Consider the following 22,069-nt stretch of genomic DNA (forward strand, 5'->3'; position numbering starts at 1 on the left):
TTTTAACCGAGCCAGGAAGGCTTGCGCTTCTCGAGGAACGCGGCCACGCCCTCGCGCCCTTCGGCCGACGCGCGGATGTTGGCGATGCGGTGGGCGGTATCGGCCACCAGCACATCCGTGACGGGCTGGCTGGCGATCTCGCGCACCAGCGCTTTCGCTTCCCGTACCGCATTCGGGCTGTTGGACGCCAGCGCGTTGGCGATGGCGGTCACCTGGCCGTCGAGCGACGATGCGGTGACCACTTCGTGCACGAAGCCGATGCGCAGCGCTTCCCTGGCATTGAAACGTTCGGCGGTGAGGAAGTAGCGCCGTGCGGCGTTTTCCCCCATCGCCTTGATGACATACGGCGAGATGGTGGCCGGAAGCAGGCCCAGCTTCACCTCGCTGAGGCAGAAATGCACATCCTCGGCGGTGACCGCGATATCGCAGGCGGCCACCAGGCCCACGCCGCCGCCGTAGCAGTCGCCGTGCACCTTTGCCACCACCGGCTTCGGGCATGCGTAGATGGTACGCAGCATGTTCGCCAGCCCCATCGCGTCGGCGCGGTTCTCGTCTTCCGAGTAGCCGGCCATTTTCTTCATCCAGTTCAGGTCGGCGCCGGCGCAATAGGCCGAGCCGTTCGCGGCCAGCACGATGGCGCGGATGCCGTCGACCTGGCCCAGCGCCGTGAAGGCGGCCGTCAGCTCGGCGATCGACTGTTCGTTGAACGCGTTGCGCACGTCCGGGCGGTTCAGGGTGACCGTGGCGATCGCGCCGGCCGTGTCAAGGGTGAGGGTGTCGTAGTTCATGTGCTTTTCCTGGGTTGCGCGGTTACATGCGGAAGACGCCGAATTTCGTGTCCGGGATCGGCGCATTCAATGCCGCCGACAGGCCCAGGCCCAGCACCATGCGCGTGTCGGCCGGGTCGATGATGCCATCGTCCCACAACCGCGCGCTGGCATAGTAGGGGTGGCCCTGGTGTTCGTACTGTTCCTTGATCGGCTGCTTGAACGCGGCTTCCTCGTCCTGCGACCACGTGCCGCCCTTTGCTTCGATGCCGTCGCGTTTTACGGTGGCCAGCACGGAGGCGGCCTGTTCGCCGCCCATCACCGAGATGCGCGCATTGGGCCACATCCACAGGAAACGCGGCGAGTAGGCGCGGCCGCACATGCCGTAGTTGCCGGCGCCGAAGCTGCCGCCGATGATGACGGTGAATTTCGGCACCGCGGCGGTGGCCACGGCCGTCACCATCTTGGCGCCGTTGCGGGCGATGCCTTCGTTCTCGTACTTGCGGCCCACCATGAAGCCGGTGATGTTCTGCAGGAAGACCAGCGGGATCTTCCTCTGGCAGCACAGTTCGATGAAGTGCGTGCCCTTCAGCGCCGATTCGGAGAACAGGATGCCGTTGTTGGCGATGATCCCCACCTGCATGCCGTGGATGTGGGCGAAGCCGCATACCAGCGTGGTGCCATAGCGGGCCTTGAACTCGTCGAATTCGCTGCCGTCCACGATCCGTGCGATGACTTCACGGATGTCGAACGGCTTGCGCGTGTCGACGGGGATCACGCCATACAGTTCCTCGGGCGCGTACTTTGGTTCCACGACTTCACGAACGGCGAAAGCGGGCTTTTGCCGGTTCAGGTGCGAGACGATGTTCCGTGCCAGTGCCAGCGCGTGGGTATCGTTCTGCGCCAGGTGGTCGGCCACGCCGGAAAGGCGGGTGTGCACGTCGCCGCCGCCCAGGTCTTCGGCCGTCACGACTTCACCGGTGGCCGCTTTGACCAGCGGCGGGCCGCCCAGGAAGATCGTGCCCTGTTCCTTGACGATGATCGATTCGTCGCTCATCGCCGGCACGTAGGCGCCGCCCGCCGTGCACGAACCCATGACGACGGCGATCTGCGGAATGCCCTGGGCGGACAGGTTGGCCTGGTTGTAGAAGATGCGGCCGAAGTGGTCGCGGTCGGGGAAGACTTCATCCTGGTTCGGCAGGTTGGCGCCGCCGGAGTCCACCAGGTAGATGCAGGGCAGCCTGTTCTGCTCGGCGATTTCCTGTGCGCGCAGGTGCTTTTTCACCGTCACCGGGTAGTACGTGCCGCCCTTGACGGTGGCGTCGTTGCAGACGATGACGCATTCCTGGCCCGACACCCGGCCGATGCCGGTGATGATGCCGGCCGATGGCGCCGCGTCGTCATACATGTCGAAGGCGGCCAGTTGCGAGAATTCGAGGAACGGCGTGCCGGGATCGAGCAGCATGCGCACGCGCTCGCGGGGCAGCAGCTTGCCGCGCCCCGTGTGCTTCGCGCTGGCCGCCGCGCCGCCGCCTTCGGCCACCTTGGCAACGCGGGCGCGCAGGTCATCCACCAGCGCCCCCATGGCGGCGGCGTTGGCGCGGAAGTCTTCGCTGCGCGGATTGAGTTTGCTGTCGATGTGCGGCATGCGGTGTCCCCTTTATTCTTTGGTCGGAAAATCTCCGTCGACGTAGAACCAGCGCGGCGTGCCGCCAAGGGCCGGGTCGGGCTCGCGCAGGAAGCGGCTGATCTCGTGCAGCCGCTGGCCCTTGCCGTGCTGGCGGAAGCGGGCCACGAATTCCACGTAGTCCTGGTCCGGATGGCCCTGGCCGCCGAAATCTGCTTTACGTTGACGTAAACGTAAAGTCGATTTTACCTCAAGTCCCAGCCATTGCAACGGCTCATCCGGATCGATGATCCGCTCGGTCGGGCGGGTGCTGGCATGCCAGGTGGCCAGCAGGTAGGGCTCGTTCTTCAGCGTGTAGGCCGTGTAGCGGGACCGCATCAGCAGCTCGGCCGTGGCCGGCAACAGCGTACCGTCAATGTACGGCCCGCAGCAGGCCGCCAGCGACGGTCCACCGCCGCAAGGGCACCCGGCCGGGGTCTTCGTCTTGGACATGGCAAGTCGGACAATGAAAAGGCGACATTATCCGCCATATCGCGCCGCGGCCGCTCGCCCCACGAAAAGTTGCCATAAGGTGCCGCCAGGAAAAACTGGGGACGTACCCCTGTTTTGAGGAAATTCTTACGTTGCCCACTGCCGGCCTGGCGGTTTATTGCCTGGAAACAGGGGTACGTCCCTAGTTTTTCGCCCCTAGTTTTTACGGGCGCCAGGCCAGAAAGCCGAGGGCGAACGGGGTGGGGCGGCCGGTCATGAGGTCGGCGAGGAGGGCGGCGGTGCCGCAGGCGAAGGTGAAGCCGAGCGGGCCGTGGCCCACGTTCAGCCACAGGTTGCCGTGCCGCGTGGGGCCGAGGAGCGGCGCGCTGTTCGGGGTGGCGGGGCGCAGGCCGGCCCAGGGTTCGATGCGCGAATAGTCGGCGGCCGTGGGCATCGTGTCGCGTGCCAGTCGCGCGAGGCCGGCCATGCGGCGCGGGTCCAGCGACGTGTCTTCGCCCACCATGTCCACCATCGCCGCCACGCGCAACTGGTCGCCGATGCGGGCGTAGAGTGTCTTGCGTTCGAAGTCGGTCACGCTGATGGCGGGCGCCGCGTGTTGCGGGCCGATCGGCGCGGTCAGGCTGTAGCCTTTCAGCGGATACAGCGGCAGCCGGACGCCGGCCGTGGCGGCAAGGTTGCGGCTCGCGATGCCGGCGGCCAGCACGAAGTGCTCGCCCGTCACCCACCCGCGATCCGTTTCCACGGCGGAGATCCTGCCGTTTTCCGCGAACAGGCAGGTGGCGGTGGCATGGAGGATGCCGTCAAAGCGCGGATGCGCTTGCAGCCGCCGTTCCAGCGCCATGCAGAAGGCGTGGCAGTCGGCCACCGCCTCGCCGCTGTTGAAGATGCCGCCGGCCAGCCGTGGGGCCAGGGATGCCAGCGCGGGCTCCAGCGAGGCCGCTTCGGCGCCGGTCAGCACGCGCCGGCTGTTGTCCGGATCGGGCCTGGCGATGGCGGCATCGAACAGGGCCCGGCTCCGGTAGACGACCAGCTTTCCCGCATCGCGCCAGCCGAATTCGGCCAGCGGCACCGTGGAGGCCAGTTGCGCCATCATCCCGCGGCTGTGCTCGCCGAGTTCCAGCAGCTTGACGGTGGTGCGCCGGTTGCTCGCCGTGTTGCAGTTGGCGAGGAACTGCGCGAGCCAGCGCCACTGGCGCACGTCGGCCTCCGGCCTGAAACGCAGCGGGCCCGCCTCCTGGAACATCCACCGCAGCGCCTTCCACGGCACGCCGGCATCGGCCAGTGGCGCCACGTAGCGGTAGCTCAGCTGGCCGCCATTGCGGTAGCTGGCGCCGTTGCCCACATCGGGTGCCCGCTCGAGCAGCACGACGCGAAAGCCGGCTTCGAGCAGCCACCAGGCCGACGTGAGGCCGACGACGCCGCCGCCGATGACGACCACCTGGTGTTCCTTGTGCTGCATGCCGCCCTTGCCCCCGATCCGATATGTGGAAGGAGCTTACGCGCGGGCCCGGCCGCCCGGCCAATGAAAGCTGATGCGCGGGCCATAACCGCGGGTGATGCCCCTCCAGTACCGATTATTTGGTCTTTTGCAGGTTCATCGCCCGCACAAAGGCGATGTTGGCGCGCTGTTCCTTCGTATACGTGGCCATCAGCTCGCCCGCCTTTTTCTTGTCCATCGCGCTCTCCATCATCACGAAGAAGCCCGCGTGCAGCAGGGCGAACGACGTCAGGGCGAAATCCCTGCTGCTCAGGCCCTGTTTCGCCAGCGCGGCCTTGATGGTCCTGTCGGCATCGATCTGGCGCATCAGGTCTTCCACGGTGGGGTTGTCCTTGCCGCCATCGTCCTTCGCGTCGTAACCGGATTTTTCCAGGTCGGCCTCGGCGGCCTTCATTTTCGCCAGCACGCCCTGCGTCAACAGGTAGTGGTCGGGACTGGCCGCGGCAAAGGCGGGCGTGGCGCAGCAAAGGGCGGAGGCCATCAGCATGGCGGCAAGGGTATGGATCGGTTTCATCGTGCTCCCGGTGGTCCGGTACGTGGCGGTGATATGGGCGGCCATTGTCCATCGCCGTTACACTACGAGGTATAGGAGAATTGTCATGATTTTGCAGCAAGCCAAGGAAGCCGCCGCCCAGCCACGCGATGGTTCCAAGCCGGAAGGTTCGAAACTGGACGGGTCGAAGTTGGACACATCACCGCTGTACATGCAGATCGCGCGCAAGCTGACGGACGACGTGCGCGCGGGCCGCTACCAGGTGGACCAGGCGCTGCCCTCCGAGCGCACGCTGTCCGAGCAGCTGAACGTGTCGCGCGTCACGGCCCGCAAGGCCATCGACCAGCTGGTGGAGCAGGGGCTCGTCGTGCGCAAGCGCGGTTCCGGCAACTACATCGCGCCGCGCATCGAGCAGCCGCTGTCGAACCTGTCGAGCTTTTCCGAGCAGCTGCAGCAGCGCGGCTACAAGCCGGCCTCGCGCTGGCTGCGGCGCGAGATCGTCATCGCCGGCGCGGACGAACAGATGAGCCTTGCCCTGTCGCCGAACACCAGGGTCGCCCGGCTGGAACGGCTGCGCTTTGCCGACGACGTGGCGATGGCCTATGAAGTAAGCGTGCTGCCGGCCACCGTGGTGCCCGATCCGCTGGCGATCGGCGATTCCCTGTACCAATACCTTGAACGGATCGGCAAGCCGCCGGTGCGCGCGCTGCAGCACATCCGCGCAATGAACGCTCCGGCCGAGCTGGCGCGCCAGCTGGACGTGCCCGAAGGCCAGGCCGTGCTGTTCATCACCCGCATCGCCTACCTCGAGAACGGCGAGGCGGTGGAGCTGACCCATTCCTACTGCCGCAGCGACCACTACGACTTCGTGGCCGAGATGCGACGCGGTTGAGGGCTTTGGCATTACACTGGTGCCATGCTGAAAACCGAAACCCCGAGCAGCGAGCACGCGCAGCTGGACCAGTATCCGGTTCCCGATCTGGTGGCGGCGTTCGTCGACGACCAGTTCAACGCGGTGCAGGCGGTGCGCGCGGCGGCACCACGGATTGCCGAGGCAATCGAAGCGGCGGTGCCCCGCATCGAGGCCGGCGGGCGGCTGGTCTACGTGGGCGCCGGCACGTCCGGCCGCCTCGGGGTGCTCGACAGCGTGGAGCTGTACCCCACGTTCTCCTGGCCGCCCGAGCGCGCGGTGGCGCTGCTGGCCGGCGGCGAGGGCGCGATGTTCAAGGCCGTCGAGGGGGCGGAAGATGACCGCGAGCAGGGCGCGCGCGACCTGCGCTCGATCGGCCCCGGCGCCAGCGACGTGGTGCTGCTGCTGGCCGCGTCCGGCGCCACGCCGTATGTGCTGGGCGCGCTGCACGCCGCGCGCGAAGCCGGTGCGCTGACGATCGGCATCGCCAACAATGCCGGCGCGCCGGTCGTCACCGGGGCGCACGTGGGCATCACGCTCGATACCGGTACCGAAGTCATCTCGGGCAGCACGCGGCTGAAGGCCGGCACGTCGCAGAAGATCGTGCTGAACACGATCTCCAGCGCCATCATGGTGCGGCTGCACAAGGTGTACCGGAACTTGATGGTAGACTTGAAACCCACCAACGCCAAGCTGTTCGCGCGCACGGTGCGCCTGACGGTGCATGCCACCGGGGCCGACGAAGCCGCCGCGCGGGCCGCGCTGGAGGCATGCGGCTTCCACGTCAAGGTGGCCATCGTCGCACTGCTGAAGAAGGTGCCGGTGCCGCAGGCCGAGAGCCTGCTGGCACGAGCCGGAGGCAGCGTGCGCGGGGCCCTGAATGCCGAAGCGCCGCCTGCATCCTTGTCCTAGTCGTCGATCAAAGGTTGTAATGAAAGCAGCGCAGCGCAGTCCCTGGTGGTGGGTGCCCACCCTCTACTTCGGCCAGGGCATTCCCTATTTCGCCGTCATGTCCCTTTCGCTGGTGATGTACAAGAACACCGGCTTCTCCAACACGGAAATCGCCCTCTACACGTCGTGGCTGTACCTGCCGTGGGTGATCAAGCCGCTGTGGGCGCCGGTCGTGGAAATGTTCGGCACCAAGCGCCAGTGGACCGTGGCGCTGCAGGGGCTGACCGGCGTGGCGCTGGCGCTGGTGGCCTTCACCACGCACCTCCCGACCTTCTTCCAGGCGAGCCTTGCCGTGCTGTGGCTGATGGCCTTCTCGTCCGCCACGCACGATATCGCGGCCGATGGCTACTACATGCTGGCCCTGCCGCAAAAGGAGCAGGCGGCCTACGTGGGCGTGCGCAGCACCTTCTACCGGCTGGCCAATATCACGGGCCAGGGCGCGCTGGTGGCGCTGGCCGGCATCCTGATCACCCGCACGGGCGATCCCCGCACCGCGTGGTCCATCGTGTTCGGCTTGCTGGGCGTGGTGTTCGCAGTGCTGTGCGCCTGGCACTTCTTCATGCTGCCGCGCCCCGCCGCGGACATGCCGGCGCGTGTAAAAGGCAACCCGTTCGCCGAATTCTTCCTCACGTTCGCCGCGTTCTTCCAGAAGAAGGGCATCCTCGTGATCCTCGGCTTCCTGCTGCTGTTCCGCCTTGGCGAATCGCAGCTGCTGAAAATGGCCGTGCCGTTCCTGCTCGACCCGGTCGCCGAGGGCGGGCTGGGGCTGGACAACACGCAGGTGGGCTTCGTCTACGGCACCGTCGGCATCATCGCGCTGACGGTCGGCGGCCTGCTGGGCGGCGTGGCCATCGCCCGCTTCGGCCTGAAGCGCTGCCTGTGGCCGATGGCGTTCATCCTGCACCTGCCGGGCCTCGTGTTCATCTACCTGTCGCAGACGCAGCCCGACAGTATCGGCCTGATCACGGTGGCGATGGCGGTCGAGCAGTTCGGCTACGGCTTCGGCTTTGCCTCCTACCTGATGTACATGATCATGGTGTGCGAGGGTGAGCACAAGACGGCGCATTACGCGATCTGCACGGGCTTCATGGCGCTGGGCATGATGGTGCCGCAGATGGCCAGCGGCTACCTGCAGGAGCTCATGGGCTACCGCAATTTCTTCATCTGGGCATGCCTGGCCACGATTCCCGCGTTCGCGATGACGGCACTGGTGAAGATCGACCCCGGGTTTGGCCGAAACTGACCAGGACGGGGACCGGCGGGCGGCTGGGATTACAATATTGCCGCTTATTTCACAGGAGTGGTCTTGGCTTTCGATCGTAACAAGCGGCTTTTGCTGTCCGCAGGCAGCGCCGGCGTCCTGGCGGCGCTGATGAGCGCATGCTCGACATCCCCGAAACGTCCCGAGGTGCCTGTCGCCGGCGCCGGCGCGACCGTCCCCGTCCCGCATCCCGAGCCGCCGCGCTATACGGGCAACGAGCCGCCCGCGGCGCCGCGCGAATTTCGCGCCGCCTGGGTATCCACCGTCGCCAACATCGACTGGCCCAGCCGCAGCAACGCGCCGCCCGCCAAACAGCAATCCGAGGCGGTCGCGATCCTGGACCGGGCCAAGGCGCTGAACCTGAATGCGATCGTGCTGCAGGTGCGCCCCAGCGCCGATGCGATCTATCCCTCGAAACTGGAACCGTGGTCGGAGTTCATGACCGGCCGCTCCGGCAAGGAGCCGTCGCCGATGTGGGACCCGCTGCAGTTCTGGGTGGACCAGGCGCATGCGCGCGGCCTCGAGCTGCATGCGTGGTTCAATCCCTACCGCGCGCGCCATGCCGCGGCCCGCACGCCGCTGGCGAAAGAGCATTTCGCGAACACCAACCCGCAGGCCGTGAAGACCTACGGCAAGCTGCTGTGGATGGACCCGGGCGAGGAAGCCGCATCGCAGCGGACCCTGGACGTGATCCTCGACGTGGTGCGCCGCTACGACATCGACGGCGTGCACATCGACGATTATTTCTATCCCTACCCGATCGAGGCACCCGCTTCGGCCGGTGGCGAAGCGGTGGCGCTGGACGCGCCTTCGTGGCAAAAGCCGGAACTGCCATTTCCGGACGAGCCATCGTGGCAGCGCTACGTGCGCGGCGGCGGCACGCTCGACCGCGCCGGCTGGCGGCGCCAGAACGTGGACAAGCTGATCGAGCGGATCTACCTGGGCATCCGCCGCGAAAAGGCGTGGGTGAAGTTCGGCATCAGCCCGTTCGGCATCGGCCGCCCGGACCGCCGCCCGCGCGGCATTGCCGGTTTCTCGCAATACGACAAGCTGTACGCCGATGCCGAGCTGTGGCTGCAGAAGGGCTGGCTCGATTACCTGGCGCCGCAACTGTACTGGCCCATCGCCCAGGCGCCGCAGGCCTACCCGGTGCTGCTCGACTACTGGCTGGCGCAGAACACGCGCGGCCGCCACGTGTGGCCTGGCCTGTTCACCAGCCGCACGGCCGACGGTTCCGCGAAGCCGTTCGGTCCGGACGAGATCGTGCAGCAGATCGACGTCACGCGCAGCCGCCCGGCCGCGCGGGGCCACGTGCATTTCTCGATCGCGCCGCTGATGCAGAACCGCGGCGGCCTGTACGACCGGCTGAAGACCCAGAGCTACCAGAGCGCGGCGCTGGTGCCGGCCTCGCCATGGCTGGGCGACCGGGCGCCCGAGGCGCCTACCGTGGCGGTGAAGCGGGGCGATGGCGGCCTGGCGGTGGCGATCGGTACGGCGAAGAACGCCGTGACCTACGCGATCTGGGCGCGCTATGGCGACGAGTGGCGCTTCACGACGGCGCCGGCCGGCAAGAACGAGGTCGTGCTGCGCGACCTGGCCGGCGTGCCGGCGCGCGCCGTGGTCGTCACGGCGGTCGACCGTGTCGGCAACGAGAGCGCGCGCGCCAGCGCAAAAGTGTGATGAAGGCGCATGATGGAAGCGCATGACGTTGGCCTGGGCATCGATGCCGGGGGCACGCAGACCCGCTGGGCCCTTGCCGATGCCTTCGGCACCATCGTGGCCGAGGGCCACGTGGCCGGTTCGTCGGCGTTGCAGATGGCCAGCCCGGAAGGGCGGGCGCGCCTGCGCGCCACGTTCGAAGCGCTGGCCCGCGACGTGCTGGCGCATGGCCGGCCATGCCGCGTCAGCGCCGGCCTGACGGGTTTTGGCGGCGATTTCCGGCTGCTCACGGACTGGCTGGCCGAACTGCTCGGCGTGGCGCCGCAGGACATCAACCTGTGCAACGATATCGAAATCGCCTATCTCGACGCGTTCGCACCCGGAAACGGCTATCTAGTCTATGCCGGTACCGGTTCCATCGCGGCGTTCATCGATGCGGACGGCACGGTCCACCGCGCCGGCGGCCGCGGCGTGGTGCTGGACGATGGCGGTGGTGGTTTCTGGATCGCCCGCGAGGCGATGCGCCGCATCTGGCGCCGCGAAGACGAGCAGCCGGGCGCATGGCAGGCATCGCCGCTGGCCCGCGCGGTGTTCGATGACGTGGGCGGCAGCGACTGGGCGTTCTCGCGGCAGTTCATCTACACCCGCCAGCGGGGCGAGATCGGTCAGCTGGCGCTGGCCGTGGCGCGCAGCGCGGCGGATGATCCGGAAGCGCGCGAGATCCTGCGCCAGGCCGGTGCAGAACTGGCCCGCCTGGCGCAGGCACTGGTGGCACGCTTCGGCCCGCGGCCGATCGTGTTGTCGGGCCGGGCGGCCGAGCTGCATCCGCTGATCGCGCGGGCGATGCGGGAGGCGCTGCCGCCCGACCTGGACCTCGAACAAAGAACAGCGCGGCCGCACGCGGCAGCCGCGCGCCTGGCCATCCGGCCCGACCCAACGAAGACCTGACACGATGAAAAAGATCCTGCTTGCCACCCTGTTCGCCGCCGCGCTGGCCGGCTGCGCCACCACGCCGCCGGCGCCGCCGTACCAGCTCGATCATTCGCTGACAGCGAAGGGGCAGAGCAGCCGCGTGCGTTTCATCGTGCTGCACTACACGGTCTCCGACCTGCAGCGCTCAATCATGCTGCTGACGGAAAAGGAAGTCAGCGCCCACTACCTGCTGACCGACACGCCGCAGCCGAAGTTCTACGCGCTGGTGGACGAAAAGAACGCGGCCTGGCATGCCGGCACGTCGAGCTGGAAGACCTTCACGAACCTGAACAACAGCTCGATCGGCATCGAGATCGTCAATCCCGGCTTCACGCTCACGCCCGATGGCCGCCGCCAGTACTATCCGTTCCCCCAGGCGCAGATCGACCAGCTGATCCCGCTGCTGAAGGACCTGGTCAAGCGCCATGGCGTGGCGCCGGAAAATATCCTGGCCCACTCCGACATCGCACCGCAGCGCAAGCAGGACCCGGGCCCGCTGTTCCCGTGGAAGCAGCTGGCGGACGCCGGCCTGATCCTGTGGCCGGACGCGAACGCGGTGGCGCAGAACAAGGCGCGCTTCGAAGCGGCGATGCCGGATATCGCCTGGTTCCAGCAAAAGCTGGCGCAGCATGGCTACACGGTGCCGAATACGGGTGTGCTGGACGAAGCCACGCACAACGTGCTGGTGGCGTTCCAGACCAAGTACCGGCAGGCCAACTGGGATGGCTGGCCCGATGCGGAAAGCGCGGCGATCCTGGAAGTGCTGACGGCACCGAAACCGCCGGCCCCGCCCGCCCAGCAGCCGGCGCCGGTCACGGCCAAGCCCTGAAGCGTTGCGCCGTGGTGGCGTTTCTCCCATCCTGAGCACTCGACAGAAGGAAGCCCCATGCGCCTGCGCCACATCGAAGTCTTCCACGCGATCATGCAGGTCGGCACGATCAGCGGCGCCGCCCAGGTGCTGCACATCTCCCAGCCGGCCGTCACGAAGGTGCTGCAGCATTGCGAGCTGCAGCTCGGCATGCCGCTGTTCGAGCGGGTGCGCGGCAAGCTGTATCCAAAGCCGGAGGCGCACCGGCTATTCGCCGAAACGGAAAAGCTGCACCGCGACCTGCAGGGCATCCGCCGTCTGGCGGCCAGCCTGAAGGGGCAAGCGGTGGAAACGATCCGGCTGGTGTCGACGCCGACGCTGGCCGTTTCCGTGCTGCCCGATGCGATGAGCCAATGGCGGCGCGACTTTCCCACCACGCGCTGCGAGCTGGCCACTCACCACACGAGCGAGATCGTCAACATGCTGCGCCTCGGCGAGGCCGATTTCGGCCTGTCGCTGCAGGACCCGCGCCACCCTGGCATCATTGCCGAACCGATCGCGCATGGCGTGATGACGGCGATCGCGCCGCCCGGCACGTGGCGCGAGGATGAGCTGGCGCAGCCACTGTCGCCGTGTCGCCTGCAGGAGGAGCTGATCGGCTATGCCGACGACGATCCGCTCGGCGAACTGGTGATGGCCGCATGCGAAGCGCAGGGGTTCCACCCCACCTTCCGCACCGTCGTGCAGACGTACCAGATCGCCCGCTCGCTGGTCGAGGCGGGCGGCGGCATGGCGGTCGTCGATCCGTTCACTGCGGCGCCGTCCACGCGCATCCAGCGCCGGCCGCTGGAGCCTTCGATCGGCATCGCCCTCTACCTGCTGACGGCGGGCCACGCACCGCTGTCGCATGGCGCGCGTCAGCTCGCCGATTGCATCGCGCAGGCGGCCCGCGCCTGCCTCGGCAAGCCATGAAGCCCGGCATGAAGCCCACCATCACCAGCGAGCAGCTGACTGGCGACCCCGGCCATCCGGACTACCGCCACCTGTCATCGATCCCCGGTATCCGCGTCGACCTGCGTTACGCCACGCGCGACAACTTCGTGGGCTGCGACCTGTACTCGCCCCTCGATTGCGCGTGGCTGCACCGCGAAGCGGCCGAAGCGATCGAACGCGCCGCGGCGTGGCTGGCGGCCCGCCGGCCCGGCTGCACGCTGCTGGTCCTCGACGCGCTGCGGCCGCACCGCGTGCAGGAACAGCTATGGGAAGCACTGGCCGGCACCGACCTGCGCATGTACCTGGCCGACCCGGCGCGCGGCTCGATCCATTCGTTCGGCATGGCGGTGGACGTGACGATCGTCGACGAGCAGGGCCGGGAACTCGACATGGGTACCGGTTTCGACGACATGACGGCGCTGTCGCATCCCGCGCTGGAACCCGAGATGCTGGCCACGGGCCGGCTCACCGCGCAGCAGGCCGCCAACCGGCAACTGCTGCGCGAAGCCATGTTCGGCGCGGGATTCGTCGGCATCAACACCGAGTGGTGGCATTTCGACTGCGGCGACCGCGACGCCGTGCGCGCCACCTATACCCGCGTCTTGTAAAAAGCCAAAACTGGGGACGTACCCTGGTTTTGAGGAAATTTTCCTGCACGAGGGCTGCCCGGCGCCTTGGGCATTCCGATACTCTTGCCTGAAAACAGGGATACGTCCCCAGTTTTTCCAGGCGACAAAACTGGGGACGTACCCTGGTTTTGAGGAAATTAAAACTTGGTACGTGTGAGACCGCGCACCTGTTCCAATAAAATTGCCTGGAAACAGGGGTACGTCCCCAGTTTTTCCAGGCTACATCGGTGAGGCGGCGCTGCTGTTGGCGGTCCAGTCGATGAGCGCGTCGACGATGCCCCGCCCGGCGGCATGGTCCACGTTGTCGTGGTTGATGATGGCGACGACGATGCATTGCTCGCCGTTCGCATCCGGCACGTAGCCGGCGACGGCCACGCCGTGGTTCAGGGTGCCGGTCTTGATGCGGGCGCGCGAGGCGGCGGGGCTGGTTTTCAGCCGCCGCTTCATCGTGCCGTCCACGGCCACGATCGGCAGGCTGGCCTGGAATTCGGGGCCCACGGCGACTCCGCGGCGGCGGCCAGCACGGCGGCCAGCTGCACGGGCCGCAGGCGCTCGATGCGCGACAGGCCCGAGCCATTTTCCACCACCATGCCGCCGTCGTCGATGTTGTGGCGCTTGAACCAGCCGCGGACCACCGCCTCGGCACGGGCCTGCGTGGTGGCCGGCATCGACGTGTCGCCGGTGTTCGCCGCCATCAGCATCGCCAGGCGCTGGCCAGCGGGCAGCGGGCGGCTGCCCAGCGTTTCATCGCCTTGCAGGCTGCCCAGCGACAAGAACAGCGTGCGGGCCCACGCGTTGTCCGACACCTTCATCATGTCGCGCACCAGTTCCGGCAGCGCGCGGGAGACGTGCGACGCGAGCAGGCGCGTGCCATCCACGTCCACGCCATGCTCCACGGTAGCCGCGGCCGGGGCACCGGTGTCGTCCGCATTGCCGATCGCGCCCTGCGCCGCGGCGGTGGCAGCCAGCGTCGACGTGTGCGCCGCCAGGTCCACCGTGCGTGTCTTGCCGGAGATGGTGCCGCCCAGCCGCTTCCACGTGGCGCGCACCAGGCGGTCAGCGTAGTCGTCGCGATCGAGCACGTTGATGCGGTAGGACTGCCGGCAATTGCGCGGGAACGTGCCATGCAGGACGACGGCCAGCCGCTCGCCCTCCCTGGCGACCGTCGGCGGCTTCCAGCCGTCTTCCCATTTCGCGCAGTCGCCGTCGACCAGTGCCTGCTCGGAACGCACCGTCACGCGGTCCAGCTCCGGCAGCGCCGCCGCCTTCACGCGGGCGGTCTTGCCGGTGGAATCCATGTCCACGTGCAGCAGGTTCATGTTGATCAGCAGCGCATCGGGGACCACGTTGTAATACGCTTCCGGCGCTTCGTCGAAGCGCGGCTTGCCCACGTCCGCGCGGGGCGGCTGGAACAGCTGGCGGTCCAGCACCAGGTCGCCGGCGATCCTGCGCACGCCCTGGGCCCGCAGGCGTTCCAGCAAATACCGCAGCGCGTCCCCGTCCAGGTCGAGATCGGCGCCGCCGCGCACGAGCAGGTCGCCTTTCAGCACGCCGTCCACGATGTCGCCCTTGCTGCGCAACTCGGTGCGGCCACGGAAGGCCGGCCCCAGTTCTTCCAGCGCGACGACCGACGTGATCACCTTCATCGTCGACGCGGGCAGCATCGGCTTGTCGGCTTCGTGCGAAACGAGGATCGTGTCGCCGCGCAGCACGATCGCGCCGATCGATGCCTCGGGAATACCGGCCGCGTGGGCCAGCCGGGCCACGGGTTCCGGCAGTTCCGCGCGCGCGGCGCCGAATACGAACAGGCCAAGCAGGGCAAGGTGGCGCAGCCGCATCGTCACTCGCATTGTCTACCCCTTAACCAAAGAACACATAGGCGACGCAGATCGCCGTGATCACGCCGGCCAGGTCGGCGATCAGGCCGCACGAAATCGCGTAGCGCGTCTTGCGGATGCCCACCGAGCCGAAATACAGCGCCACGATGTAGAACGTGGTATCGGCCGAGCCCTGGAAGATGCACGCCAGGCGGCCGACGAAGGAATCGGGGCCGTAGGTCTGCATCGCGTCGATCATCATCGCTTTCGAGCCGCTGCCCGACAGGGGCTTCATCAGCGCGGTCGGCAGCGCCGGCACGAAGTCGGTATTCATGCCCAGGCCGGAGAACAGCCATTCGAAGCCGGCGACGATGAAGCCGAACACGCCCGCGTTGCGGAACACGCCGATCGCCACCAGCATGCCCACCAGGTAGGGAATCACGGTGATCGACGTCTGGATGCCGCCCTTCGCGCCTTCGATGAACGCCTCGTAGACGTTGACCTTCTTGCGCATGGCGCCGACGAGGAACACGGTGATCACGCCCATCAGGATCAGGTTGCTGACCACCTTCGACACCACCTCGATTTCCGTCTTGGTGAGGAAATTCGTGAAGTACCAGATCATCGCCAGGATCGCCACCGTGATGCCGCCCATCCACGACAGCAGCACGGAATCGAACAGGTTGATCTTCTGGCGGATCGACACGGCGATGATGCCGGCCACGGTGGCCACGTAGGTGGCGATCATGCAGGGGATGAAGATGTCCGACGGGTCAGCCGCGCCGAGGATCGCGCGCTGCGCCATGATCGCCAGCGGGATCAGCGTGAGGCCGGACGTGTGCAGCACCAGGAACATGATCTGGGCGTTGCTGGCCGTATCCTTGTCCGGATTCAGCGATTGCAGGCTTTCCATCGCCTTCAGGCCGAACGGCGTGGCCGCATTGTCCAGGCCCAGCAGGTTGGCCGAGAAGTTCATCACCATGTGGCCGGTGGCCGGGTGGTCCTTCGGCACTTCGGGGAAGATGCGCGAGAAGAACGGCGAGATCACTTTCGCGAACCAGGCGATGGCGCCGGCCTTTTCGCCGATGTTCATGATGCCGAGCCACAGCGTCATCACGCCGGCCAGCGGCAGCGCGATGTCCATCACGGCGCTGCGCGCGGAGTCGAACGTGCCGTCGATGATTTTCTTGAAGATCTCCGTGTCGCCGAGGAAGATCCACTGGGCCAGCGCGGCCGCGAAGCCGACGAGGAAGAAACCGGCCCAGATATAGTTGAGAGTCATAGGCAATGAAAATGGTTGAAACGCGATTCTGCAGGCAAAGTATAGAGTGCGCGATGAAAGAATGCCGGTCGGGCATGCGAAAAAGTTATAAGGAGCACTGTTGGCGTGATGGGTTGGGCTGGTGCGTGCGGAGCCGCTGTTCTATGCTGCGACCATGATCCGCTTCCGACAACTCGCCGCCATCGTCCTGCTGGCGGCCGCCTCCACGGCGATCGCCACTGCCGCCAGCCCGGAACCGAAAGTGCTGCGCACGCTGCTGTCCACCGGCGAGACGGGGCTCGATCCGGCCGTCGCGTCGGACCTGGCCAGCCTGTCGCTGCTGGAAAACCTGTTCGACCCGATGTTGCGCTACGACTACCTGGCGCGCCCCGTGAAGCTGGTGCCCAATACGCTGGTGGCGATGCCGTCGGTCGATGCGGCCGGCACCACCTGGACCCTGAAGCTCAAGCCGGGCATGTATTTCACGCCCGATCCCGCGTTCAACGGCACGCCCCGCGAGGTGACAGCCGCCGACTACGTGTACGCGATCGAGCGCCTGTACGACCCGGCGGTCAAATCGCCCTGGCTGTTCCTGTTCGAAGGCAAGCTGCTGGGCGACGAAGCGTTGAAGACGAATTTCAACCATGTCACCGGGATTCCCGGCCTGAAGGCCCTCGACCGCTACACCCTGCAGCTGCGCCTGCGCGCGCCCGACCCGGGGCTGCCGTTCTATCTCGCGCTGCCGGCCACCGGCGCCGTGGCACGCGAAGTGGCGGAAAAATACGGCAGCCAGCTGGGCAACCATCCGGTCGGCAGCGGGCCGTTCCGCATCGGTACGTGGAAGCGCAGCGACCGGATCACGCTGCTGGCCAATCCCGCCTACCACGGGCGCTGGCAGGGCAAAAAGCTGCCGCTGGTGGACCGCGTGGACGTGAAGATCATGGAAGAATACCAGTCGCGCGTGCTCGGCTACCTGAACGGCGAATTCGACTATATCGAGCAGGTCCCCGAATCGATGCGCGACCTGGTGCTCGACCCGGCTTCGCAATCGCCGGTGCTGAAACCGGAACTGGCACGCCGCGGCATGGTGCTCGAACCCTTTCCCGTGCTGCAGACGTATTACCTGTGGATGAACATGGCGCACCCGGTCATCGGCGGCTATACGGCGGACAAGGTGGCGCTGCGCCGCGCGATCGCGCTGGCCTACGACGGCGCGCAGGATGTAGCGCTGCTGAAGAAGGGCCTGGCGATCCCGGCGCAGTCGCCGCTGCCGCCAAACGTGCTCGGCTACGGCCCGGCCTATCGCAGCCCCGTCGTGCACAATCTGCCGCTGGCGCGGGCGCTGCTGGACCGCCACGGCTACCGTCGCGGCGGCGATGGCTACCGCACGCTGCCCGATGGGCGGCCGCTGCTGCTGTCGATGCACAGCGAACCGACGATGGTCGGCCGCCTGCGCGACGAGTTGTGGCGCAAGACGTTCGAATCGCTCCAGCTGCGCGTGGCGTTCGTGACGGACAAGAAAACGGAGATCATCAAGGCATCGCGGCTGGGCAAGGTGATGATGTTCGAAACAAACTGGGTGGCCGATTTCCCCGATGGCGACAATTTCTGGCAGCTGCTGTACGGCGGCAACGTGGGCCGCGCCAACTATGCCCGCTTCGACCTGCCGGCCTACAACGTGCGCTACGAGCAGGCGCAGCGCATGGCCGACAGCCCGGCGCGCACGAAGCTGTACAACGAGATGGCCGACCTGCTGCACGCGTATAACCCGTGGGTGCTGTTGACGCACCCGATCTCGGCCGACATCCGGCAACCGTGGTTAAAAAACTACAAGCGTCACCCGGTGGAATTCACGAACTGGCGATATCTGGACCTGGAGCCACGGCAGCGTTCGTCCCGCACGGACGGCACCGCTAGAATGTCCTCGAAGGAATAGCTTTTCATCATGCATTCCAAAAAGTTATGGCCGGGTCAGCAATATTCATTGGCTGGCGCGTTTTTCAACGCGCTAACCTCGACCCGCGGGACAGGACGTTGCCACGACAACGCCGCCCGCCAGGCCAGCCGGCGAACACCATTGCACATCGGGAGAAGGTCGTGAAGGTTAAAAAACTGGCGCACATGATTGCGCTGATGGGTGTCGTGGGTCCGGCCATCGCGCAGCAGGCGGCGCAGCCGATGCAGCGCGTGGAAATCACTGGTTCGAGCATCAAGCGCGTGGCGAAGGAAGGCGCGCTGCCAGTGCAGACGATCACGCTGGACACGATCCAGAAGGCCGGCGTGACGAACGCCGAACAATTGATGCGGCTCGTGTCGGCGAACGGCACGGGTGCCGACAACATGACATCGGGGAACAACGTGTTCGGCGCGGATGCCGACCGCACGTCCGGCGGCGCCTCGTTCGCCTCGCTGCGCGGCCTGGGCCCGAACGCCACGCTGGTGCTGCTCAATGGCCGCCGCATGGGCAACAACGGCGGCAGCGGCAAGGCCGTCGACCTGAACTCGATTCCGCTGGCGGCGATCGCGCGTGTGGAAATCCTCAAGGACGGCGCCTCGGCGATCTACGGTACCGATGCGATCGGCGGCGTGGTCAACTTCATCCTGAAGACGGATTACCGGGGCCTGGAAGCCTCCACCACATTGAACGGCACCGAGGCCGGCGGCGGCATGGAACGCCGCTACTCGCTGCTGGGCGGCGTGGGCGACCTGGAATCGGATGGCTGGAACGTGATGGCCAGCGTGACGCGCGACGTAAACGACCAGCTGTCGTCAAACCAGCGCGATTTCGCCAACGGCTACCAGCCCTGGCGCGGCCTGTCGCCGGACACCACCGGCACGCCGTACGCCAACCTGCTGACCGGTGCCGGCAGCGCGCTGGGTACCGGCTTCCGCATGCCGGGCGACGCCACCACCTACCTGCAGGCCAACCTGCTGAGCCTTCAAGGCAATTGCGACTCCGTGCCCGGCATGTCGCAATACGCGAGCGAGCTGTGGACCAATGTCACACCCATCACGCGCACGAAGTTCTCGTGCGCGTATGACTACGGCGGCGACTACGTGATGACCTTCCCGGTCGAGCGCACCACCGGCGTGTCGCGCGGTACCTTCAAGCTCAACGCGGATCACCGCGTGTTCGTGGAGCTGCTCGGCTCGCGCACGGAAACCACGGCGCAACTGACGCCGCTGCAGATCTCCACCACGCTGGCCGCCGGCAATGCCTACCCCGTGGGCGGCCCGCATTACCAGAACCTGTCATCGTATATTCCAAGCTTCGATGCGACGAAACCGATTCTCTACAAGTGGCGCGCCACGCCCATCGGCAACCGCACGCAGGATGTGACGCTGGATAACTACCGTGCGCTGGTGGCGCTGGAAGGCACGCTGGGCGGCAAGTACGACTACAAGCTTGGCCTGTCGAAGTCCGGCAGCAAGGCGCAGGTCGATCTCGTCGACGGCTATGCGTGGACGGACAAGCTGTATGCCGCGCTGGGCACCGGCATCATCAACCCGTGGGTGGGTGCCGGCCAGTCGCAGACGCAGCAGGCCATGGACCTGATCGAGTCGACCAAGTTCCGCGGCCGCCTGCAGCATGGCCGCACCACGATGACGCAGCTCGATGGCGCCATTTCCGGCGAAGTTTTCGACCTGCCGGCCGGCGCCGTGTCGATGGCGGCCGGCTTCGACCTGCGCAAGGAAACCTATTCGTTTGCCCAGGTCGTGGATGCCACGAAGATCCTGCTGGCGCCGGGCAATGCGAACCTGGACCAGGCCACGCGCTACATCCGCGCCGTGTATGCCGAGGCGCTCGTGCCCGTGATAAAAGACCTGGAAGTGCAGCTGGCGATCCGCAAGGACAACTACAGCCTGATCGGCGCCACCACGAACCCGAAAGTGGCCTTCCGCTACCAGCCCACCGAGCGGCTGCTGTTCCGCGGTTCGGCCAGCAAGGGCTTCCTGGCGCCCAGCTTCACGCAGCTGTACGCGGGCCGGCTGTCGCAGGAATTGCCGAACGGCGTGATCGACCAGGAAGGCTGCGCGCGCAATCCGGGCAACCCGGACTTCTGCGCCATTCCCCGCCTCGATTACAACACGGGCGGCAATCCGGGCCTGCGGCCGGAAACGTCCAAGCAGGGCACGCTGGGCATCGTGGCGGAGCCGTTCCGGAATTTCTCGATGTCGCTGGACTGGTGGGCGATCAACATCAGGGACCGCATCCTGAACCGCACGCCGCAAGTCGTGCTGCAGAACTGGCAGTACCTGCAGCAGTACATCGTGCGCGACCAGGCTACCGGTGTGATCGACCACGTGGAGGCGGGCTGGATCAACGCCGCCGGCCTGAAGACGCGCGGCGTGGACGTGGGCCTGCGCTACGATGGGACCTATAGCGGCTACAAGTATGCGGCGGTGCTGGACGGTACCTACATGGACAGCTTCAAGTTCGCTGAATTCGAAGGCCAGGACTACAAGGAGCAGGTCAGCCAGTTCAACACGCGCGACGTGTACCTGCGCTGGAAGCACAGCGCCAGCGTGACGGTCTCGAAAGGCAACTGGAGCGCGCTGCTGCTGCAGCGCTATGCATCGGGCTACAACGACCAGGTGCCGAACGGCGGCAAGAGCGGCTTCCCGGCCGGCTTCGATCCGCGCGTGCACCACTACACGAAATACGATGTGTCGGCGACGTACACCGGGTTCAAGAACACGACGCTCACGGTGGGTATCCAGAACCTGTTCGACGAAGAGCCGCCCTTCACCGCGCACAACGTGGACGAAGTGGTGGGTGCCGGCTGGGATCCGCGCGTGGCCGATCCGCGTGGCCGCGCGCTGTCGTTCAACCTGAAGTACAAGTTCTTCTGAGCGGGTGGTCGACCGGCGCGGCTTCGGCCGCATGATGCTGGCGACTTCGGTGGCCGCTGCTTTCCCGGTAGCGGCGGCCACCCGCTCGTCTTCGCCAAAGAGAACCATGCAACTCATCAAGCCGCCGCGGCTGCTGCCCGGCGATACTATCGGCCTGGTCACGCCCGCCGGGCAAGTGTCGCGCGCGGCGATCGACAAGGCCATCGCCAACACCGAAGCGCTTGGCTTCACGGTGAAGCTGGGCCGCTACCTGGACGAAGTGAACGGCAACTATGCCGGCCCCTGGCAGCACCGGGTGGACGACTTGCACGCCATGTTCGGCGATCCGGACGTGAAGGCGATCTGGGCGATCCGCGGCGGCTCGGGCGCCATGCAACTGCTTCCCCACCTCGATTACGGGCTGATGCGGCGGCACCCGAAAATCTTCGTCGGCTATTCCGACATCACGGCACTGCACCTGGCCATCCACCGTCATGCGGGGCTGGTCACGTTCCATGGCCCCGTGGGCATGTCCACGCTGTCCGCCTACTCGACCGAGCACCTGCTGAACGTGCTGATGCGGCCGGAAGAGGAGTACGTGATCCCGATGGCGCTGCAGAACAGCCGCAAGGCCTACGAGGAGCCGGACAATGCGCATTACGCGCTGCGCACCGTTGTTCCCGGCGCCGGCACGGGGCGGCTGATGGGTGGCAACCTGGCACTGGTCAGCGCGCTGGCCGGCACGCCGTACGCGGCCGATATCCGCGATGCGCTGCTGTTCCTCGAGGAAGTCAACGAAGAACCATACCGCGTGGACCGCATGATGATGCAGCTGAACCTGAACCAGCCGTTGCGCACCGCCGCCGGCATCATGCTGGGCATCTTCGAGGGTTGCGGCCCGGCCGACGACGGCCCGTCGCTGACGCTGGACGAAACCACCGACCAGCACCTGCGGCCATTGGCGATTCCCGCCGTGACAGGATGGTCGTTCGGGCACATCCGCCACCAGTTCACGTTGCCGATGGGGATTCGGGCGCGGCTCGATACGCAGCGGCAGACGCTGACGTTGCTGGAGCCGGCGGTGCGGTAAGCCAGTAA

Annotated in this window: 19 protein-coding genes; 11 read left to right on the forward strand and 8 right to left on the reverse strand. The window is 66.6% G+C overall.

From position 1 onward, the window contains the following. Positions 1-2 precede the first annotated feature (2 nt). From EWM63_RS13615 to EWM63_RS13635, 5 genes are all read right to left on the reverse strand, one after another. Positions 3-788, reverse strand: coding sequence for an enoyl-CoA hydratase/isomerase family protein (locus EWM63_RS13615; RefSeq protein WP_130187018.1), 786 nt, complete (start codon positions 786-788; stop codon positions 3-5). A gap of 22 nt (positions 789-810) precedes the next feature. Next, positions 811-2,415, reverse strand: a complete 1,605-nt coding sequence (locus EWM63_RS13620) for a carboxyl transferase domain-containing protein (RefSeq protein ID WP_130187019.1) — start codon at positions 2,413-2,415, stop codon at positions 811-813. Between the two features lie 12 nt (positions 2,416-2,427). Continuing rightward, positions 2,428-2,886, reverse strand: coding sequence for a YchJ family protein (locus tag EWM63_RS13625; RefSeq protein WP_130187020.1), 459 nt, complete (start codon positions 2,884-2,886; stop codon positions 2,428-2,430). Positions 2,887-3,088: 202 nt separating this feature from the next. After that, positions 3,089-4,345 (reverse strand): D-amino acid dehydrogenase, encoded by a 1,257-nt coding sequence (locus EWM63_RS13630; RefSeq protein WP_130187021.1) that lies wholly within the window; start codon positions 4,343-4,345, stop codon positions 3,089-3,091. Positions 4,346-4,460: 115 nt separating this feature from the next. Continuing rightward, positions 4,461-4,943, reverse strand: a complete 483-nt coding sequence (locus tag EWM63_RS13635; RefSeq protein ID WP_130187022.1) for a hypothetical protein — start codon at positions 4,941-4,943, stop codon at positions 4,461-4,463. Positions 4,944-5,088: 145 nt separating this feature from the next. On the opposite strand from EWM63_RS13635, the gene EWM63_RS13640 reads away from it, so the two are divergent. From EWM63_RS13640 to EWM63_RS13675, 8 genes are read left to right on the forward strand one after another with little or no spacing between them, the layout of a single operon-like run. After that, positions 5,089-5,769, forward strand: a complete 681-nt coding sequence (locus EWM63_RS13640) for a GntR family transcriptional regulator (protein WP_207221337.1) — start codon at positions 5,089-5,091, stop codon at positions 5,767-5,769. Positions 5,770-5,793: 24 nt separating this feature from the next. Beyond that, positions 5,794-6,699 carry an N-acetylmuramic acid 6-phosphate etherase gene (locus tag EWM63_RS13645; protein WP_130187024.1) on the forward strand — a complete coding sequence of 302 codons (906 nt, stop codon included), beginning with the start codon at positions 5,794-5,796 and terminating at the stop codon, positions 6,697-6,699. Positions 6,700-6,718: 19 nt separating this feature from the next. Further along, positions 6,719-7,981: an MFS transporter gene (locus tag EWM63_RS13650; RefSeq protein WP_130187025.1), complete on the forward strand. Its 1,263-nt coding sequence runs from the start codon at positions 6,719-6,721 to the stop codon at positions 7,979-7,981. A 57-nt stretch (positions 7,982-8,038) separates the two neighbouring features. Continuing rightward, on the forward strand, positions 8,039-9,679 hold the full coding sequence (locus tag EWM63_RS13655) for a glycoside hydrolase family 10-like protein (RefSeq protein WP_229487884.1): 1,641 nt from the start codon (positions 8,039-8,041) through the stop codon (positions 9,677-9,679). Positions 9,680-9,688: 9 nt separating this feature from the next. After that, positions 9,689-10,606 carry an N-acetylglucosamine kinase gene (locus EWM63_RS13660; RefSeq protein ID WP_130187026.1) on the forward strand — a complete coding sequence of 306 codons (918 nt, stop codon included), beginning with the start codon at positions 9,689-9,691 and terminating at the stop codon, positions 10,604-10,606. Positions 10,607-10,610: 4 nt separating this feature from the next. Beyond that, the gene (locus tag EWM63_RS13665; RefSeq protein WP_130187027.1) at positions 10,611-11,459 is read left to right on the forward strand and encodes an N-acetylmuramoyl-L-alanine amidase; all 849 of its coding nucleotides are present in this window, start codon (positions 10,611-10,613) and stop codon (positions 11,457-11,459) included. Positions 11,460-11,516: 57 nt separating this feature from the next. Continuing rightward, entirely contained in the window at positions 11,517-12,410 is an 894-nt protein-coding gene (locus EWM63_RS13670) for a LysR family transcriptional regulator (protein ID WP_130187028.1), read from the forward strand. An 8-nt stretch (positions 12,411-12,418) separates the two neighbouring features. Continuing rightward, entirely contained in the window at positions 12,419-13,039 is a 621-nt protein-coding gene (locus EWM63_RS13675; protein WP_130187029.1) for a M15 family metallopeptidase, read from the forward strand. A gap of 240 nt (positions 13,040-13,279) precedes the next feature. On the opposite strand, the gene EWM63_RS32815 is transcribed toward EWM63_RS13675, so the two are convergent. The 3 genes from EWM63_RS32815 to EWM63_RS13685 are packed head-to-tail and all read right to left on the reverse strand — an operon-like array spanning position 13,280 to position 16,159. Beyond that, positions 13,280-13,558: a D-alanyl-D-alanine carboxypeptidase gene (locus EWM63_RS32815; protein ID WP_259772505.1), complete on the reverse strand. Its 279-nt coding sequence runs from the start codon at positions 13,556-13,558 to the stop codon at positions 13,280-13,282. Continuing rightward, positions 13,504-14,910, reverse strand: coding sequence for a D-alanyl-D-alanine carboxypeptidase/D-alanyl-D-alanine endopeptidase (dacB, locus tag EWM63_RS13680; protein WP_259772506.1), 1,407 nt, complete (start codon positions 14,908-14,910; stop codon positions 13,504-13,506). The genes EWM63_RS32815 and dacB overlap by 55 nt, the downstream gene beginning before the upstream one ends. Positions 14,911-14,920: 10 nt before the next feature. Then, on the reverse strand, positions 14,921-16,159 hold the full coding sequence (locus EWM63_RS13685; RefSeq protein ID WP_130187030.1) for a spore maturation protein: 1,239 nt from the start codon (positions 16,157-16,159) through the stop codon (positions 14,921-14,923). A 154-nt stretch (positions 16,160-16,313) separates the two neighbouring features. Here EWM63_RS13685 and EWM63_RS13690 point away from each other — a divergent pair, with 154 nt between their 5' ends. The 3 genes from EWM63_RS13690 (at position 16,314) to EWM63_RS13700 (ending at position 22,061) form a co-directional block, all read left to right on the forward strand. Continuing rightward, the gene (locus tag EWM63_RS13690; RefSeq protein ID WP_130187031.1) at positions 16,314-18,074 is read left to right on the forward strand and encodes an ABC transporter substrate-binding protein; all 1,761 of its coding nucleotides are present in this window, start codon (positions 16,314-16,316) and stop codon (positions 18,072-18,074) included. 161 nt (positions 18,075-18,235) lie between these two features. Continuing rightward, positions 18,236-20,992 (forward strand): TonB-dependent receptor, encoded by a 2,757-nt coding sequence (locus tag EWM63_RS13695; protein ID WP_229487885.1) that lies wholly within the window; start codon positions 18,236-18,238, stop codon positions 20,990-20,992. A 106-nt stretch (positions 20,993-21,098) separates the two neighbouring features. Beyond that, a complete protein-coding gene (locus tag EWM63_RS13700) occupies positions 21,099-22,061 on the forward strand; it encodes a S66 peptidase family protein (RefSeq protein WP_229487886.1) in 963 nt (320 codons plus the stop codon). Positions 22,062-22,069 lie beyond the last annotated feature (8 nt).

Origin of the sequence: Pseudoduganella lutea (assembly GCF_004209755.1) — a bacterium.
In the GTDB taxonomy this organism is placed as follows: Bacteria; Pseudomonadota; Gammaproteobacteria; order Burkholderiales; family Burkholderiaceae_D; genus Rugamonas; species Rugamonas lutea.

Coding starts and splice junctions, on each gene's coding strand:
- EWM63_RS13640 (WP_207221337.1), top strand. CDS start 5,089: ATGCAGATCGCGCGCAAGCTGACGGACGACGTGCGCGCGGGCCGCTAC.
- EWM63_RS13670 (WP_130187028.1), top strand. CDS start 11,517: ATGCGCCTGCGCCACATCGAAGTCTTCCACGCGATCATGCAGGTCGGC.
- EWM63_RS13675 (WP_130187029.1), top strand. CDS start 12,419: ATGAAGCCCACCATCACCAGCGAGCAGCTGACTGGCGACCCCGGCCAT.
- EWM63_RS13665 (WP_130187027.1), top strand. CDS start 10,611: ATGAAAAAGATCCTGCTTGCCACCCTGTTCGCCGCCGCGCTGGCCGGC.
- EWM63_RS13620 (WP_130187019.1), bottom strand. CDS start 2,415: ATGCCGCACATCGACAGCAAACTCAATCCGCGCAGCGAAGACTTCCGC.
- EWM63_RS13700 (WP_229487886.1), top strand. CDS start 21,099: ATGCAACTCATCAAGCCGCCGCGGCTGCTGCCCGGCGATACTATCGGC.
- EWM63_RS13635 (WP_130187022.1), bottom strand. CDS start 4,943: ATGGCCGCCCATATCACCGCCACGTACCGGACCACCGGGAGCACGATG.
- EWM63_RS13615 (WP_130187018.1), bottom strand. CDS start 788: ATGAACTACGACACCCTCACCCTTGACACGGCCGGCGCGATCGCCACG.
- EWM63_RS13630 (WP_130187021.1), bottom strand. CDS start 4,345: ATGCAGCACAAGGAACACCAGGTGGTCGTCATCGGCGGCGGCGTCGTC.
- EWM63_RS13660 (WP_130187026.1), top strand. CDS start 9,689: ATGATGGAAGCGCATGACGTTGGCCTGGGCATCGATGCCGGGGGCACG.
- EWM63_RS13645 (WP_130187024.1), top strand. CDS start 5,794: ATGCTGAAAACCGAAACCCCGAGCAGCGAGCACGCGCAGCTGGACCAG.
- EWM63_RS13690 (WP_130187031.1), top strand. CDS start 16,314: ATGATCCGCTTCCGACAACTCGCCGCCATCGTCCTGCTGGCGGCCGCC.
- dacB (WP_259772506.1), bottom strand. CDS start 14,910: ATGCGAGTGACGATGCGGCTGCGCCACCTTGCCCTGCTTGGCCTGTTC.
- EWM63_RS13625 (WP_130187020.1), bottom strand. CDS start 2,886: ATGTCCAAGACGAAGACCCCGGCCGGGTGCCCTTGCGGCGGTGGACCG.
- EWM63_RS13685 (WP_130187030.1), bottom strand. CDS start 16,159: ATGACTCTCAACTATATCTGGGCCGGTTTCTTCCTCGTCGGCTTCGCG.
- EWM63_RS13650 (WP_130187025.1), top strand. CDS start 6,719: ATGAAAGCAGCGCAGCGCAGTCCCTGGTGGTGGGTGCCCACCCTCTAC.